This window comes from Enterococcus sp. FSL R5-0957, from assembly GCF_038008005.1.
GTDB lineage: Bacteria > Bacillota > Bacilli > Lactobacillales > Enterococcaceae > Enterococcus_B > Enterococcus_B faecium.
In genome coordinates this window covers 665,428-680,859 of record NZ_JBBOYG010000001.1, presented here as the reverse complement: position 1 = coordinate 680,859, position 15,432 = coordinate 665,428, and the positions used below count along the sequence as shown (strand labels likewise).

Sequence of the window (15,432 nt, the reverse complement as noted above, 5' to 3'; positions counted from 1 at the left end):
ATTGTCAAATTAAGTTAGACAAATCATCAATACTTACGTAACTCAAAAATACTTCCAAAGGTGTTCGATAATTCAGTGATTTTCTAGGAATATTATTTCGTTTCGATGCGACAGATTGAATAAAAGATTCATCTACTGAATTGAAATCCATAGATTTCAATAAACCATCTCTACGTAACAATCCGTTAGAATTCTCGTTTAGGCCTCTTTGAGACGGCGTTCCTGGATCAGCGAAATAAATGGCAATATCATTGGCATTACTGATCTGTTTCCAATTTGAAAATTCCTTTCCACAATCAAAAGTGATGGATTTGAATAGATTTTTCGGTACAGATTCAAACCAATGATTTAATTTGTTTTCAATATCAATCGCTTGTCTACCACACGGTTTCAATGTGATGATAACTTTTGATAATCGCTCAACTAAGGTAATTACAGCACTTTTATGTTTCAAACCTACGATAGTGTCACCTTCAAGGTGACCAAACTCATTTGAGAATTGGCTATAATCTTTTTCACGTTCATGAATAGAGCGACGGAAAGCTTGTTTTCCACGTCTTTCTTGATGTCCATTTGGTTTACGCTTGCCTTTCATCGGTAAGTCAGAAGGATTAAATAGCCCCTTTTTGAACATACGATAAATGGTACGAGCAGAACAACGAATAGGAAACGCTGCACGACCAACAATCACATCGGGTGTCCATCCTTGAACAACCTTTCTTTGAATATATTCTGATTGTTCCTCAGGTAAAACAAGCGGGCGTCTACCACAGTTTGATTTGTTTTTCTTATACTGTTGATAGTACTCTAAGGCTGATTTTCCTTGCTTGAAGAACAGGTATACTTTATGGATCGTTTGTCTTGAACGATTCAAGCAATGCGCAGTTTTCGCAACAGATTGATTTATTTTGAAATAAGACTCTATCATTACAAGTTCATCCGTTGTAAGATGGGTATAGGTCATTTGTACTCACTCCTTATAATTCTTTGGACGGAACTATTTTGAGTGTAGCACAAATGACTTTTTTAGTTGTCTAGCTTAATTTTACAATCGGCGATGGTAAAACGTGTAAAAGCGACTGAGTGTTGCGTTCTTGGAGTGAATACGGGTCATGATAACTATACATAATCGTAAAATCACCTGTCTGTTTGGTCAAATAACCATCCTCCAATGGTTCTCCGTTGATTGTAACCGATACATCCTTTAACGGTACGGGTTTACCTAAGGAATTTGTTGCTGATTGGATCAACTCTTCTTTGTTTATTTTTTCGTTTGGATGAACAATAAGATCATGACCTTCTAATGAACGATTGTCTGGTATATAAACATAAGTAAAGGTAATTTCCCCTCCTGATTGCTTCCTATTATTCATCAGTTCTGAGTGAAGTACTTCAAGGATCTCCGACCAGTGACTTTTTTTGTCTAATCCGTTTGCTTGCATCCAATCAGAAATAGAAGTGACTTTCCCATTTTGTTCATAAGTCGATAAATCTATATTTGGCACTCGATCAGAAAATTCAGCAGGTAGGCGCAAATCAGGAATACGATTTACACTACTCATATGTGTTTCTGCTCGAAGTTCTTTATTTGTTTGACTATCTATAAAATGAGTGATGACAGTCGATGAAGCAGCAGATGCTTCTACATAAACTACAGCTGTTGTTTCTGCCACATTTGATGTTTTCGAGTCTATATAAGTTAATACAACGGGATATTCTCCCGGAGTTGTAGTATCTACTGTCCCGTTCATTTTGATTTCTTCTTTATTTCCTGAAGTTCCATCGCTTTTTGTTACATATTCAACAAGATCTTTAGGGGCGTAACTCTCTCCTGTTCTTAAGTGAAGATCTTTTCCTTTGATAGCTGTTTGATCAGCACGAACATGGATCACAGCAGATGCAGTCATTGTTTTTAAAGCAATTGGATCAAAATAGGACAAGGAAATAGTAGATGTTCCTGTATTAGTCGTATCCACGATATTCCCATTGTTTGAAATTACTTTGGACATATCTCCTTGTGTTCCATCTGCGTTCTTCAGCCTTTCTACCAGATCAGATATCGAAACTTTTGTCCCTGCCAGAACATCGATTTTCTTTCCTTCAAACTGTGAATAATCTTTTTCATATACATAAGAAACTTGTGCGCTTCCACCGTCCTTTATATCTGTCAAAGCATGATTCAAAATATCAGTGATCTGTTTTAACTGATCACCTTTTGTAGGATCAGTCATATCGGAAAAGATAGAAAGCGGCACACTGCTTCCGGTTTCCGATGTCCATAATGTTTTGTTAGGAATTAACCAGTAGTGGTTTATCGTTGGAGGATAACTGACTTTATTATAGGAAGTCAATGCAGGAAGTAGCTGTTTTCCATTTGCATCAGTGAAAGTATGAGTAATAGTGATAGGGGAATCAGTGGTCTCAGAAGCAGAGGTACGTACGACCTTGATGGTTTGTGTCGTTGCCTGAACGGGTACATGCATATAGACACCTACAGATAAACTGATCAGCATCGTGCGCATCATAAACTTAACGTAGTGTTTTTCAGAACACGACCGTTCCTTATCTAAACGACAAGCGTGTTTATTTAGTTGTTTTGAACGTCTTTTTGAACACATTTATTCTTAGTCCTCCCTACTCTTGTCTAAACATGAAGTAGTAATTTTCATAAGATGATTTCATTATATAAATAAAATCAAAAGAAGATGGACTATTAGGAGAGTATTTTTTTTTGATTTTTTATTGTATGATTTGTCAAATTAAGCTAGAATAAAATGCTTCTTGTACATAGCTCAAAAATATTTCGATTGGTGTTCTGTAATTCAATGATTTTCTTGGAATATGATTACGTTGATTGCTGACACTGGAAATAAATGTCTGATTCACTTCTCTAAAATCCATTGATTTCGGCAGTCCATTACGACGCAGAATCCCGTTAGAATTCTCGTTTAATGGGCGTTGAGAAGGTGTTCCAGGGTCCGCAAAATATATATCAATATCATGTTGGTTACTAATGGCTTTCCAGTTAGAAAATTCTTTTCCACAGTCAAACGTAATAGATTTAAAGAAGTTTTTAGGGAAGCGAGAAAACCATTGATTAAGGGCAGTTTCAATATCTAATGCCTTACGGCCGTTGGGTTTAATCGTGATAATGACTTTAGATAATCTTTCAACTAAAGTAATGACGGCACTTTTATGATGAATGCCAACGATCGTATCACCTTCAAGGTGACCAAACTCAGAATTGAAATCAGGATAATTATCAGGTCGATCATGGATTGAGCGCTGATACTGTTGTTTTCCCCGTTTTTCCTGATGGCCATTGGGTTTTCTTTTACCTTTCATCGGTAGTGTGTCAATATCAAATATTCCTTTAGAAAATAAACGATAAAGGGTTCTCATACCGCATGAAACAGGTCTTTCTTTTCGCCCGATAATGACGTCAGGCGTCCAACCAAGAGTGACTTTCTCTTTAATGTAATCTACTTCATGAGCAGGTAATTGAATGACTTTTCTACCACATTTTTTCTTATTTTCTTTATACTGGTGCCAATAATCAAGAGCAGTCTTACCTTGCTTGAACTTATTGACTACATTATAAATAGTTTGTATAGCACGTCCCATTCGGTTAGCGATTTCAACCGGCTTATTATGTTGAAGATAATATGATTCTATCATTGTCAGTTCGTCTATGGTAAGATGTTTGTAGGTCATTTATGGTTACACTCCTTTGTTTTCTTTCGTCGGAAATACAATTTGAGTGTACCATAAATGCCTTTTTATTTTTCTAACTTAATTTTACAATTCGCGTTGTTTCAAGAAAATCGGAATAATAACTTATGTACTTTTTAATTTTGTTAAGTAATATATCTAGTTATATCTAGTTATATCTAGTTACCTTTTCTTTGAAAAAAACATAAATCAGCTAATAAATATGTGAGACAAAGCTGCCATCCATAAATACTAGCTGATTTTTTCAGTTAAATGTCTATTTTTTTCTCTGATGATGGTATTTCCAAAATATTCCCAGTCATCTGGAGTCGGTGGATTTTTCCAAATTATCTGTTCTTTATTAAATTTTTCAAGTAAACAATCAGATAAATAAATATTCGTACGAGAAGTGATTCGACTCTCAATCACAATATTGTAATTTTTAAATCCTTTCACTTGAGAAATAATGTAATCGGTATAAGCAGATCCTTGCGAAAAATCAATACAGACATGAATCGGTGCTTCAAAATATGATACCGGACAAATACCGACCAATAAAAAGAGATAATCATAAAATAAGCGAATCATGAAACGTTCATCTTTTCCCAAGAAATAGCGTTTATTCTCTTGTATGACCTTTTGGATTGCTGTACTGAATATTGGATACGTCTCGAAGAAAAACTGTAGCTGCTTTTTAGACGTAAAGCTAGTCATCTCAAAGTCGAATATCCAATTTTTTCGATTGACATGCATCATACCCATACGAAGTTCTTTTCGTATATATAGTCTTTCTTCTTCAGAGATTTCAATCGAAAATGGTAATTGATCAATCAATTCCACTGACATTTTTTGACTAATCATGTGGATATCATGAAAATGAGCTTCCGCAAGTCCAAATGCGCCATCTAATTCAAATTCTTCTTCCGTGATCAAAAACAACATGATATAAGAAATCTCATCAATGATCTGCTCTTTAGGGATATGAAGAAAAGAAATATGTGATAAATCCTTGATGATCTTCATTCCTTCTGAGCTCTTAAAGTATTCATCTGAAAAGAAACGTTTTCCGATTGGTTGATTCCCATAGGCCCTCAACAAACTAATAGTGGTTAGCAAATTGAATTTGATTCGTTTTGTTGCAGACAGTTTTAAATTGAACAGATATTCAAAATATTGCACGATACTCTTTGCTTCATTCATGACGCTTTCTCTAAATGGCATAGAAAAACCATTAAAGACCCCGAAATATACCCCAAATAATACGTTCCGTATGTTTATTTCTTCCCCAACTAATATGTTTTTCTTTAACTTTATTTGATGCTGTTCAAGAAAAGAGACTAATTCTCTTCTTTTTACATAGGCTCTTGATATGCTTAAAAAATGATTCTCTGCAAATTTTTCGATCGTTACTTTTGAATCCACGATCTCCGTTAACAGTCGAGCAATTTTTGATCGTTGAAAGTAGATTCTTCTTAAATTTTTGATATCCGTCAAATTCAGACGTTCGACATGGATCTCTGCTTCTTCTGAAATTTGGATCTCTGGCTTTGTTTTGAATTCAGTAAATTCTTTATTTAATTCTATGATATAATTTCTTGTTTTAAATTTAGACAAACCTAATGTTTCATATAACTTAGGCAGCACTACATAATTCTTTTTCTCAAATTCTAAATATCTAGCTAGCAGCAGTTTTTCTCTATCTTCCTCTTCTATAAGGTAATCCAACTTCATATCCTACACCTCAAAAAATGCCTCATACCAATTACTTGATATGCAGATGAAAGTTCATCTTTTCACCTATACTGATTTTATGATGGATTATGCTTGTTTTTTCATCAGTTATTCTCATTTTTTATCTTTTTTTTGAGAATATTGCAAAAAATGGAAAAATTTATGAGGAAATATTCTATATTTTTTGTTTTATTGTGTTAAACTGTACAAGATTTGCGCCATTTGCGTAAACAACCACAAAAAAGAGCAGGGCGGCCACCGTCCTGCTCTTTTACTTATTTTAAGTTCCATTACTTATTAATTGGCTAAACTTCTGCTTGTTTCTGATATTGCTTGTTTTTCTCCAATGATCCGCACTTCTGTTTCTAAAGACACATCAAATTTTTCTTTGATTACTTCTTGGATGTGCGCAATCAATTCAATATAATCTGTCGCTGTCGCATGATCGATATTGACGATGAATCCAGCATGTTTTTCAGAGACTTGTGCACCGCCCCATTTCAGGCCTTGCAATCCTGCTTGTTGGATCAGCTGACCTGTATAGTGTCCTACTGGGCGCTTAAAGACACTTCCGCATGAAGGGTATTCTAATGGCTGTTTTGATTGACGCAATTCGGTCAACTCATCCATTCTTGCTTTGATTGCTTCATAATCCCCTGTTTGCAAACTGAATCGAGCTTCCAATACGATAGCACGTAATTCTTGGACTTTACTGTGACGATAAGAAAATACCATTTCGTCTTTTGTCAAAGTTTTCAATGTTCCATCTTCAAGCAAAAGATCCACTTCAGCAAAAACATCTTTGATCTCTCCGCCATACGCACCTGCATTCATATAAACCGCTCCACCGACACTTCCCGGGATGCCGCAAGCAAATTCAAATCCAGTCAATGATTCTGCCAAAGCTGCATAAGTCGTATCAATCAGTGAGGCACCTGCTTCCGCAATGACCATCGTTCCTTTGACATGAATCTGTTTCATTTCAGTCAGCATGATGACTACACCGCGAATCCCGCCATCTTGAACGATCAGATTGCTTGCATTTCCTAATACCATCCAAGGTATATCATGGATTCGGCAATAATCGATGATTTGCTTTACTTCTTCTTGCTTTTTCGGGAATGCAAGGACATCAGCTGGTCCGCCTGTTTTCGTAAACGTATAGTTCATCAATGGTTCATCAAACAATAAAGTAATCGTGGCTAAGCTTTCAACTATTTCTTCTTTATTCACTGAGGATTTTCCTTTCTTTTCTCAAACGTCCTCATTATTCTATCACGCTTAATACAATCTTGCCAGTCTTGTTCAAAGTTGATGACGGTAGTGATCTTTAAGCACTTCCTCACATAATTCATGACTTCTTACAACTTCTTTTTGTTTAAGCATTTCTGTTTCCGATTTACCTAAACGGATCTGAGAAAAGAAGGCCTCTACCATTGGCTCAAACCCGCGTTTGACTAGCGTGTTTGTCCAGTCGCCAAATTCTTTCACTTTTTTTCCATCAGCATCTTGAATGACAAGCTGGGTCAGATCGTTTACTTCATAAGTACCATTTTTACTTGTTACTTGATATTTTTCTATATTAGCGCCACTTGCTAAATCCATCGTTAAAATAGCCGTTTGATTTTGTGTTTCTAATTGTAAAATGGCATATTCCAAAAATTCCTTTGTTTCTCTTATCTGGTATTTTGTTCTCAAAATGGGTTCATCTAATAAATACACAGCTGTATCAATAAGATGTAAAAACAAATCATAAAGGACGAACTCTGTCGTTCCTTTTGCCGCTATTCGATTTTTTTGCAGGTGGATCAACCGCTTATCTGGGATACGTTTCACTTCTTCTACCATAGGAGCAAAGCGCCGGTTGAAACCGATCATCAAAATTTTTTGGTTCTTATCAGCTAATTCTTGCAATTCACGAACTTCATTTAGATGGACACTCAGTGGTTTGTCAATATAAACATGGATACCATTTTCTAGACATTTTTTGGCTAATTCATAATGTACTTTTGTTGCTGCGTGGATCATACATGCTTCGATTTTTTCTTCTAAAAGCTCATCGATCGTTTCATATAGATGTTGGAACCCGTACTCTTTTTGAATTCTTTCTTTTGTTTCTTTATTTCTTGTTGCAAAATAAAAATCAAGTGTTCCTTGTTTTTTCGCATAAGTTGGTAAATATGCTTTTTCTGCGATATCCCCTACACCGATTACACCAATCTTCATCGACTTTCCTCCTGGATCATTTAGTTACTTTCATCTTACACCATTTTTTACTAAAATGAGGTACAATAGTATCGCAAAGGTAAGGAAATTAATTCGAAGGAGTGTGCTTTTATTGAAATTTATCTCTTGGAACGTAAACGGGCTTCGTGCCATCGTAAATAAAAATTTTTTAGAAGTTTTTCATGAGTTAGACGCCGATTTTTTCTGTCTGCAGGAAACGAAACTCCAAGCAGGACAAATTGATTTAGATCTTCCAGGTTATTATCAATATTGGAATTACGCGGAACGAAAAGGCTATTCCGGCACAGCGATTTTTGCTAAAAAACCAGCATTGAATGCCACTTACGGAATGGGTATCGATATCCATGATACAGAAGGCCGTCTGATTACTTTGGAATATTCCGATTTCTTTCTTGTAACCTGTTACACGCCAAATTCTCAAAGCGAATTAAAACGTTTAGATTACCGATTAGAATGGGAAGAAGCCTTTTATAATTATTTGGAAAATCTAAAAAAACAAAAACCAGTCATCGTGTGTGGGGATCTAAATGTCGCTCATCAAAAGATTGATTTGAAAAACTGGAAAACGAATCAAAAAAATGCTGGATTCACTCAAGAAGAAAGAGCGGCTCTTTCTCGACTGTTGGATAACGGGTTTATCGATACATTCCGTTATTTTTATCCAACCCAGGAAGGTGTCTACTCTTGGTGGAACTACCGATTCAATTCAAGAAAAAACAATGCTGGTTGGCGGATCGATTACTTTTTGACGAGCAAAGATTTAGAGCCAAGACTAGCTGATGCAAAGATCCATACGGACATTATGGGCAGTGATCATTGTCCAGTAGAATTAGATTTGAAATAAAGAGGTTGTGAAATCAGCGTTCTGACCTGAGTATTAGAGAAACAAATGGAAAAATAGTTCCTCATATTTTGCCATTTTTTGAGCTAATACCGAGGGCCAGCTGATTGAACACCGTTTAGTGGAGAGGTCGTAAAATCAGCGTTCTGACCTGAGTATTAGAGAAACAAATGGAAAAATAGTTCCTCATATTTTGCCATTTTTTGAGCTAATACCGAGAGTCAGCTGATTGAACACCGTTTAGTGGAGAGGTTGTGAAAAAGTCGTTTAGTCTCGAGTATTAAAAAAAACTTTGTGAAAATGGCTTTCCACATTTTTGCATAAATTTGACTTAATACCGAGAAGTCATGATCCCTATCTAACTCCAAATCACAAGGAATAAGTTCAAAAACTAGCTTTTTTCAACAAATATTACATAAAAAATTCTATGTTTTTTGTTAAATTTATTTGCTTTTTTCAAAAGTATGTTACAGTAATTTCCCAAGGAGGTTTTACAGAAATGAATTTTGTTGCCATGGATTTTGAAACTGCCAATCATCAGCCTTATAGTGCTTGTTCTCTTGCGCTAGTCATGGTAAAAAACAGCCAGATCGTTGATGAATTCTATACATTGATACAGCCTGAGACTCCTTTTTTCTGGCGAAATGTCCAAATTCACGGAATCCATCAAGAAGACGTACGCAATGCGCCGAAATTCCCAGAAGTCTGGCAAACTATCCAACCATATTTTCAAAAAAATCGTTTAGTCGTTGCACATAATGCTGCTTTTGATACAAAGGTCTTAGCGGGATGCTTAGATTATTATCATCTTGAACATCCTAATTATCTTTCTTTATGTACAGTGAAAAGTAGCCGTCGCTTGTTTCCTGAATTTCCAAATCATCGATTGAACACTGTGTGCGAAAATTTGAACATCCAATTAGATCATCACCATGATGCATTGGAAGATAGTCGTGCATGTGCGGAAATCCTGCTTTATCAAGAAAAAAAATTCGGGACAGATCCATTGAAAAAACTTGTGACTATAAAGTAAAAGAATACTTATGAAACACACAAAGAGGTCGTGAGTCTGCCGTTTCACTCCGAGTCACAAGGAGCAATTTCAAAAAATAGCTCCTCATGTTTATTAAATATTGTGACTGGTGACCGAGGAGCTGGCAGGAGAACACCGTATAAGGAAGAGGTTGTGAAAAAGCTGTTCTGCATCAAGTAATAAGAACAGCCAAACAAAAATAGCTTCTGATATTTTTCATTTGGTTGGACTTATTACCGCAGATGCAAGCTTTTGAACACCGTTTATTCAGAAAAAGGGACTGTGACACTGTAGTGACCCCCAAAAGTTAGACTTTTTTGGAGTGGAGAAATCCACTCCTTTTTTCATGCTCTAAAATGATATTTTTACACAACCGTTGCGGTTGTTTTACGAAATTGGACGGGACTTTGCCAGTTTAATTTCTGTTTTATCCGTTCATTATTGTAGTAATAGATATAGCTATCGATGGCTGATTTTAATTCCTCGAAACAGTTATAAACTTTCCCGTGAAAAATCTCTTGTTTTAATAAGCCAAAAAAATTCTCCATAAGTGAATTATCTAAGCAGTTCCCTTTCCGAGACATGCTTTGAAAGATTTTGTACTCCTTCAATTTGTTTCTATAAGCTTTCATTTGATACGCCCAACCTTGATCTGAGTGAAACGTACGACGATAGGGACAATCGTTAGTGGTCTGGATAGCTTCCTCCAAACCTTCCATTACCGCTAATGCATTGGGCTTTTCAGAGATACGATAGGATAAAATCTCACTATTGAACATATCCATAAAAGGATCTAGATACAATTTCTTTTGACGGATAATGCCTTTGGCATCCACTTCATGGTATTTAAATTCAGTTGTATCCGTCGTGATTTTCTGATGGCAGATACTGGTGTAGAAACGACGATGGATCCGATTTTTGGCTACTGCTCCGACTTGTCCTCGATAAGAATTGTAGCGCCGCGATTTACGTGTGTATGTCGTTACTTTTATTCCTAGCTTCTTGATCAGGCGCTGAACTTTCTTTTTATTGATAGAGAAACCGCGGTTTCTTAGTTCATTGGTCATCCGTAAACAGCCATAATCCTTGTGCTTCTCCCGAATTTTAAGCATTTCCGCTTCAATCTCTTGATCTGGATTTTTACGGTCCAATCGTTTTTGCCAGTACATAAAGGTTGCCTTAGGGAACTTTAAAGTTTCTAGAAGCTCAACTAATTTAAACGGTCCTCGGAGGCTTGCGATGATTCGTGCGATTGCTTCATTCGTCGTTGTTGGGCTTCCTGTTTTCGCAGCTTCCTCAATTCTTTTAAAAAGGCATTTTCAATTTGAAGGGAACGGACTCGTTTCTCCAACTCCTCGATGCGTTCACGTTCTTCAGACGTTGCTTTAGTTGTAGATTTTTTCTTATTTTTGGGTTCATTTTTCTTAGACAAGATAGGTGGACATCCTTTCGTTTTTGAGAGTCCATCGATCCCACCCTCACGGAATTGATGCATCCAACTAGCGATCAAATTAGGGTTGTTCATGTTAAGTGTGTTGGCAACTTCACGATAGGACAGCTCACTTGTTAGATATAACTCTATCGCATCCAGCTTAAATTGAACAGAATATTTTTTCTTTTGTCGCTTTCTTACTAGACCCTCTTCACCAAATTCTTGATAGGCATTGATCCAGCGCTTCACTTGTGATGGAGCCTTAATGGAATACTTCTTTGCCAGATAATCACTTCCGCCTTTGCCATCCAAATAATCATGAACGATCTTTAATTTAAGTTCAAAAGTATACTTAGCCATAAAAAATACCGACCTCCAAAAGTTAGATTTTTTGGTCTAACTTTTGGGGGTCGGTACACACGACTTTTGTCACAGTCCCTTCGTGTGTTTTTCTGCCTTCTCAAAAGGATGACAGTTTCTCACTCTTTTCCTATTTCTTCTATTCAATCAAATAACTCATTTTATATACATCTAAAAATTCACCTAGATCTGTTCTTGCCCCTCTAGGCATGACCGCTTCGATTTGGAAGCCCATTTTTCGGTAAAGGTGTACGGCTCTTTCATTACGAACTTGAACGTCAAGCTCCAATCGAAAAAGTACACCCATTTCCTTCGCCCAACTGATGATTTCTTCTAGCATAAGAGTGCCTAGTCCCATTCCCCAATATTCCTGCAGAATACTGATACCGACTTCTCCCACGTGAGACAAACGAAATTGACTGTCTGCCTTGACAGATGCTGTTCCAATAATCGTCCCTTCATAGATTGCAAGCAGCAATAAATTATTATTGCTTTCGTATATATAATCCAACTCTTCTTCTAAGGTTTCTGGTGGTAACAGGAGTTCTGCTTCATCCAAAACTAAAAATTCTGTCTCCTTATTGACTTGTCCCATCATCAAAAGAATGTCTTTTGCATCTCCTGGCACTGCTTCCCGCAAGATGATCCCAACTTCTTCACTCATGATTTTCAGCCCATTTTTCTAGAATTCGCTGTTTGAAGGTTTCACTTTGCTCCCCGTATGAGATTAGTTTCACATACCGCTTTTCTAAATCTGTATCACTTTTTTCTAAAATCAGTTCCAAATAATCCTCCGGCAGTGCTTCTTCTAATAGATTTCCCCATTCGACAACGGAAAGCCCATCACCTTCAAAATATTCATCTAACCCTAAATCTGCTCCGCTAGCTGCTACCCGATAAATATCCATATGATACAACGGAATCCGACCTTGACTATATTCTCTAATAATCGTGTATGTCGGACTTTTGATCATTTGCGTTATCCCTAATCCTTGGGCAATTCCTTTCGTCAACGTTGTTTTACCCGCACCTAGATCACCAGTCAATATCAGATTGTCACCTGGCATTGCGGAATGACCAATTGCCTCTGCGAATTGTTCTGTCATTGTTAATCCTGATAGTTCGATCATTTTTCATCTTCTCCCGCTCTTCTTTCTTTTTGCCAGTATATCGCGTAATGAAGTTTTTTTAAAGAAAAAATGAACTAGTCAAGAACAGCAGCTGCTGTTTTTGGCTAGTTCATGTGTATTTGTTAATCAATCAATGTTTGTGCTGCTGTGATAATCGATAATTTATATACATCTTCTTCATTTGCTCCACGAGACAAATCAGAAACCGGTTTGTTCAAGCCTTGTAGAATTGGTCCGATTGCTTCAAAGTTACCGAAACGCTGAGCAATTTTATAGCCGATATTTCCTGACTGCAATTCTGGAAATACAAAGACTGTTGCTTGACCAGCTACTTCTGAATCTGGCGCTTTCAGTTGTGCAACTGAAGGAACATAAGAAGCATCAAATTGCAATTCGCCGTCGATCATGTATTGTGGCGCTAGTTTTTTAGCGATTTTAGTTGCTTCAACTACTTTGTCTACTTCTGGCGATTTCGCTGAGCCTTTTGTCGAGAAGCTCATCATTGCTACTTTTGGTTCGATATCGAACAATTCTGCTGTTTTTGCAGAATCTACGGCGATTTCAGCCAATTCTTGCGCAGTTGGATTCACGTTGATCGCACAATCCGAAAAGACATATTTTTCTTGATCTCTTCCACGTACCATGATCATCGCTCCGCTTGTCCGACTGATGCCAGGCTTTGTTTTGATGATCTGAAGTGCTGGGCGAACAGTGTCGCCAGTCGAATGGATCGCTCCAGAGACCATTCCGTCTGCAATCCCCATATACGTAAGCATCGTACCAAAGTAATTCACATCTTTTAAAATCTTTTCTGCTTGTTCTTTGGATGCCTTTCCATTTCTGCGTTCAACAAAAGCATCCACCATTTCATCCCACTTATCGTAATTATCAGGGCTGATGATCGTAAAGCTAGATGTTTTGATTCCTCTGGCATGCGCTGCATTTCTTATTTCTTCTTCGTTCCCTACTAAAATGGGTTCCACAAGTTCTTCTGCTTTCAACCGGGCAGCTGCGCCTAAAATACGAGCATCAGTAGCTTCCGGGAAAACGATTTTGATCCCACGGCGAACAATCTTAAATCTTAAACTATCAAACAATTCCACAAGATGACCTCCAGACGTTTTTATATGTATTATCATACACTATTCCAGAAAAAAAGAACAGTTTATTTTATCTGTATCAGTCGAAAATGCTGGAAAAATTAAGTTTTTCACATACATAGCGAACTGCGCTATAACAGGAAAGCGCTGTTTTATTACACTGTTTCAGGCAGTTGCCAATCAATCGGTTCTTCTCCTAACGCAAGGAGCGCATCATTCGTTTTCGAGAAGGGTTTGGAACCAAAAAAGCCACGACTTGCAGATAACGGACTGGGATGTGGAGATGTTATGATGATATGGCGACTCTTATCGATTATTTTGATTTTTTCTTGTGCCGGTTTTCCCCACAAGATAAACACGATTGGTTTTTCCCGTTCATTTAATTTTTCAATGATCGTGTCTGTTAATCTTTCCCAACCTTTCCCGCGATGAGAATACGCTTGCCCTTCCCGAACGGTAAGAACGGTGTTGAGTAAAAGGACTCCCTGTTTAGCCCATGACACTAGATTTCCATGTTGAACAGGTGCGATTCCAAGATCATCATTAAGCTCTTTATAGATATTTCTTAACGATGGCGGGATCTTTACGCCGGGTTGCACAGAAAAAGATAAGCCATGAGCTTGATTTTCTCCATGATAAGGATCTTGTCCTAAAATCACCACTTTAACTTCTTCATAAGGAGTCAATTCCAATGCTTCATAGATATGATACATATCTGGATGGATCTTTTGGGACGCATATTCTTTTTTTAAAAATTCTCTTAGATGCAGATAATAATCTTTTGAAAATTCTGAGGACAAAACTTCTTGCCAACTGTTATGAATGATTTCTTTCAAAACCTCCACCTCCTAATAAAAAGAATAACTCACATTTTCTTCAATCACAAGGGACAATCTTCACCCTCAGCACTTGATTAATATGGTAAACTAGGAACAAGAAGCAGAAAGGAACGATAATCATTATGATCAAATTAATTGCATCAGATATGGACGGCACATTATTAGATGCCCATATGAGTGTTTCTCCTGAAAATGCCGAGGCGATACGTTTTGCAAATGATGCCGGTGTTGAGTTCATGGTCGCTACTGGTCGAAACTATCAAGAAGCTCGCGCAGCTTTAGATGAGGTAGGAATCGATTGTGCGATGATCACTTTGAACGGGGCACAGGTATTTGATAAAGAAGGAAATTCACTGTTTACCGTATCGATTCCAAATAATCAAGCAATCTCTGTTTTAGATATTCTAGATGCTAACGGTATTTACTATGAAGTAGCAACCAACGATGGTCTTTATTCTGAAAATCAAGCGAAACGAATCGAAAGTTTTGCTTCCATAGTGGCTACCCATTTACCTCACCTTACGTATAAAATGGCGATTGCCATGGCCTCAGCTAAGCTGGAATTATTGCACATCACATACGTGGACAGTATTCGTGCTATCTTGGAAGAAAAGAATCTGGAAGTTTTAAAAATTATTTGTTTTCATACAGAAGGGCCAGCTGTATTAGGTCCAGTTGGAAAGCAGATTTCTCTTTTAGGCGATCTAGCAGTTACTTCCTCTGGTCAAAACAATATCGAAGTGAACCATAAAAACGCTCAAAAAGGAATTGCTGTTGCCCATGTCGCTCACGAGCGTGGGATTTCTTTAGAAGAAGTCATGACGATTGGCGATAACTTCAATGATGTCAGCATGCTGCAAGTAGCAGGAGTCAGTTTCGCAATGGGAAATGCAGAAATCGAAGTAAAAGATTATGCCAAATATACAACGGACACAAACCTTGAATCTGGCGTAGGAAAAGCCATATTGCGCGCGATTGCAGAAGACTTGTAGTTTTATCTAGAAAAGA

At 37.2% G+C, this 15,432-nt stretch carries 12 protein-coding genes and 2 pseudogenes; 3 read left to right on the top strand and 11 right to left on the bottom strand.

From position 1 onward, the window contains the following. Positions 1 to 4 precede the first annotated feature (4 nt). The 6 genes and pseudogenes from MKX69_RS03225 to MKX69_RS03200 form a co-directional block, all read right to left on the bottom strand. Positions 5 to 964, bottom strand: coding sequence for an IS30 family transposase (locus MKX69_RS03225; protein ID WP_000222573.1), 960 nt, complete (start codon positions 962 to 964; stop codon positions 5 to 7). Between the two features lie 94 nt (positions 965 to 1,058). Next, positions 1,059 to 2,618: pseudogene (locus tag MKX69_RS03220) on the bottom strand (bacterial Ig-like domain-containing protein); the annotation flags it as partial. Between the two features lie 136 nt (positions 2,619 to 2,754). Continuing rightward, positions 2,755 to 3,714 (bottom strand): IS30-like element IS6770 family transposase, encoded by a 960-nt coding sequence (locus MKX69_RS03215; RefSeq protein ID WP_002293280.1) that lies wholly within the window; start codon positions 3,712 to 3,714, stop codon positions 2,755 to 2,757. 249 nt (positions 3,715 to 3,963) lie between these two features. Continuing rightward, complete coding sequence (locus MKX69_RS03210; protein ID WP_002287057.1) at positions 3,964 to 5,442, bottom strand: helix-turn-helix domain-containing protein; 1,479 nt, start codon at positions 5,440 to 5,442, stop codon at positions 3,964 to 3,966. A gap of 297 nt (positions 5,443 to 5,739) precedes the next feature. Continuing rightward, entirely contained in the window at positions 5,740 to 6,675 is a 936-nt protein-coding gene (gene murB, locus MKX69_RS03205) for a UDP-N-acetylmuramate dehydrogenase (RefSeq protein ID WP_002317944.1), read from the bottom strand. Between the two features lie 72 nt (positions 6,676 to 6,747). Next, a complete protein-coding gene (locus MKX69_RS03200) occupies positions 6,748 to 7,668 on the bottom strand; it encodes a Gfo/Idh/MocA family protein (RefSeq protein WP_341008761.1) in 921 nt (306 codons plus the stop codon). 112 nt (positions 7,669 to 7,780) lie between these two features. Here MKX69_RS03200 and MKX69_RS03195 point away from each other — a divergent pair, with 112 nt between their 5' ends. Both MKX69_RS03195 and MKX69_RS03190 read left to right on the top strand, forming a co-directional pair. After that, positions 7,781 to 8,533: an exodeoxyribonuclease III gene (locus tag MKX69_RS03195; RefSeq protein WP_202765440.1), complete on the top strand. Its 753-nt coding sequence runs from the start codon at positions 7,781 to 7,783 to the stop codon at positions 8,531 to 8,533. Between the two features lie 496 nt (positions 8,534 to 9,029). Continuing rightward, entirely contained in the window at positions 9,030 to 9,563 is a 534-nt protein-coding gene (locus tag MKX69_RS03190) for a 3'-5' exonuclease (RefSeq protein ID WP_131774575.1), read from the top strand. A gap of 365 nt (positions 9,564 to 9,928) precedes the next feature. Here MKX69_RS03190 and MKX69_RS03185 read toward each other — a convergent pair. The 5 genes and pseudogenes from MKX69_RS03185 to MKX69_RS03165 all read right to left on the bottom strand — a co-directional run bounded on the left by MKX69_RS03185 (position 9,929) and on the right by MKX69_RS03165 (position 14,421). Beyond that, positions 9,929 to 11,355, bottom strand: a pseudogene (locus MKX69_RS03185) (IS3 family transposase). A gap of 139 nt (positions 11,356 to 11,494) precedes the next feature. Then, positions 11,495 to 12,019, bottom strand: a complete 525-nt coding sequence (locus MKX69_RS03180) for a GNAT family N-acetyltransferase (RefSeq protein ID WP_002287063.1) — start codon at positions 12,017 to 12,019, stop codon at positions 11,495 to 11,497. Next, a complete protein-coding gene (tsaE, locus tag MKX69_RS03175) occupies positions 12,012 to 12,485 on the bottom strand; it encodes a tRNA (adenosine(37)-N6)-threonylcarbamoyltransferase complex ATPase subunit type 1 TsaE (RefSeq protein ID WP_002287066.1) in 474 nt (157 codons plus the stop codon). Before tsaE ends, MKX69_RS03180 begins: the two co-directional genes overlap by 8 nt. A gap of 122 nt (positions 12,486 to 12,607) precedes the next feature. After that, positions 12,608 to 13,588 (bottom strand): phosphate acetyltransferase, encoded by a 981-nt coding sequence (pta, locus tag MKX69_RS03170; RefSeq protein ID WP_002291445.1) that lies wholly within the window; start codon positions 13,586 to 13,588, stop codon positions 12,608 to 12,610. A 152-nt stretch (positions 13,589 to 13,740) separates the two neighbouring features. Further along, positions 13,741 to 14,421, bottom strand: coding sequence for a uracil-DNA glycosylase (locus tag MKX69_RS03165; protein WP_002299915.1), 681 nt, complete (start codon positions 14,419 to 14,421; stop codon positions 13,741 to 13,743). Between the two features lie 125 nt (positions 14,422 to 14,546). On the opposite strand from MKX69_RS03165, the gene MKX69_RS03160 reads away from it, so the two are divergent. Then, the gene (locus tag MKX69_RS03160; RefSeq protein WP_283652009.1) at positions 14,547 to 15,416 is read left to right on the top strand and encodes a Cof-type HAD-IIB family hydrolase; all 870 of its coding nucleotides are present in this window, start codon (positions 14,547 to 14,549) and stop codon (positions 15,414 to 15,416) included. The last annotated feature ends 16 nt before the right edge of the window (positions 15,417 to 15,432 follow it).

Excerpts from the sequence above, each read along its gene's own strand:
- MKX69_RS03225 (WP_000222573.1), bottom strand. The coding sequence starts at position 964 with ATGACCTATACCCATCTTACAACGGATGAACTTGTAATGATAGAGTCT.
- MKX69_RS03215 (WP_002293280.1), bottom strand. The coding sequence starts at position 3,714 with ATGACCTACAAACATCTTACCATAGACGAACTGACAATGATAGAATCA.
- MKX69_RS03210 (WP_002287057.1), bottom strand. The coding sequence starts at position 5,442 with ATGAAGTTGGATTACCTTATAGAAGAGGAAGATAGAGAAAAACTGCTG.
- MKX69_RS03200 (WP_341008761.1), bottom strand. The coding sequence starts at position 7,668 with ATGAAGATTGGTGTAATCGGTGTAGGGGATATCGCAGAAAAAGCATAT.
- MKX69_RS03190 (WP_131774575.1), top strand. The coding sequence starts at position 9,030 with ATGAATTTTGTTGCCATGGATTTTGAAACTGCCAATCATCAGCCTTAT.
- MKX69_RS03180 (WP_002287063.1), bottom strand. The coding sequence starts at position 12,019 with ATGAGTGAAGAAGTTGGGATCATCTTGCGGGAAGCAGTGCCAGGAGAT.
- tsaE (WP_002287066.1), bottom strand. The coding sequence starts at position 12,485 with ATGATCGAACTATCAGGATTAACAATGACAGAACAATTCGCAGAGGCA.
- MKX69_RS03160 (WP_283652009.1), top strand. The coding sequence starts at position 14,547 with ATGATCAAATTAATTGCATCAGATATGGACGGCACATTATTAGATGCC.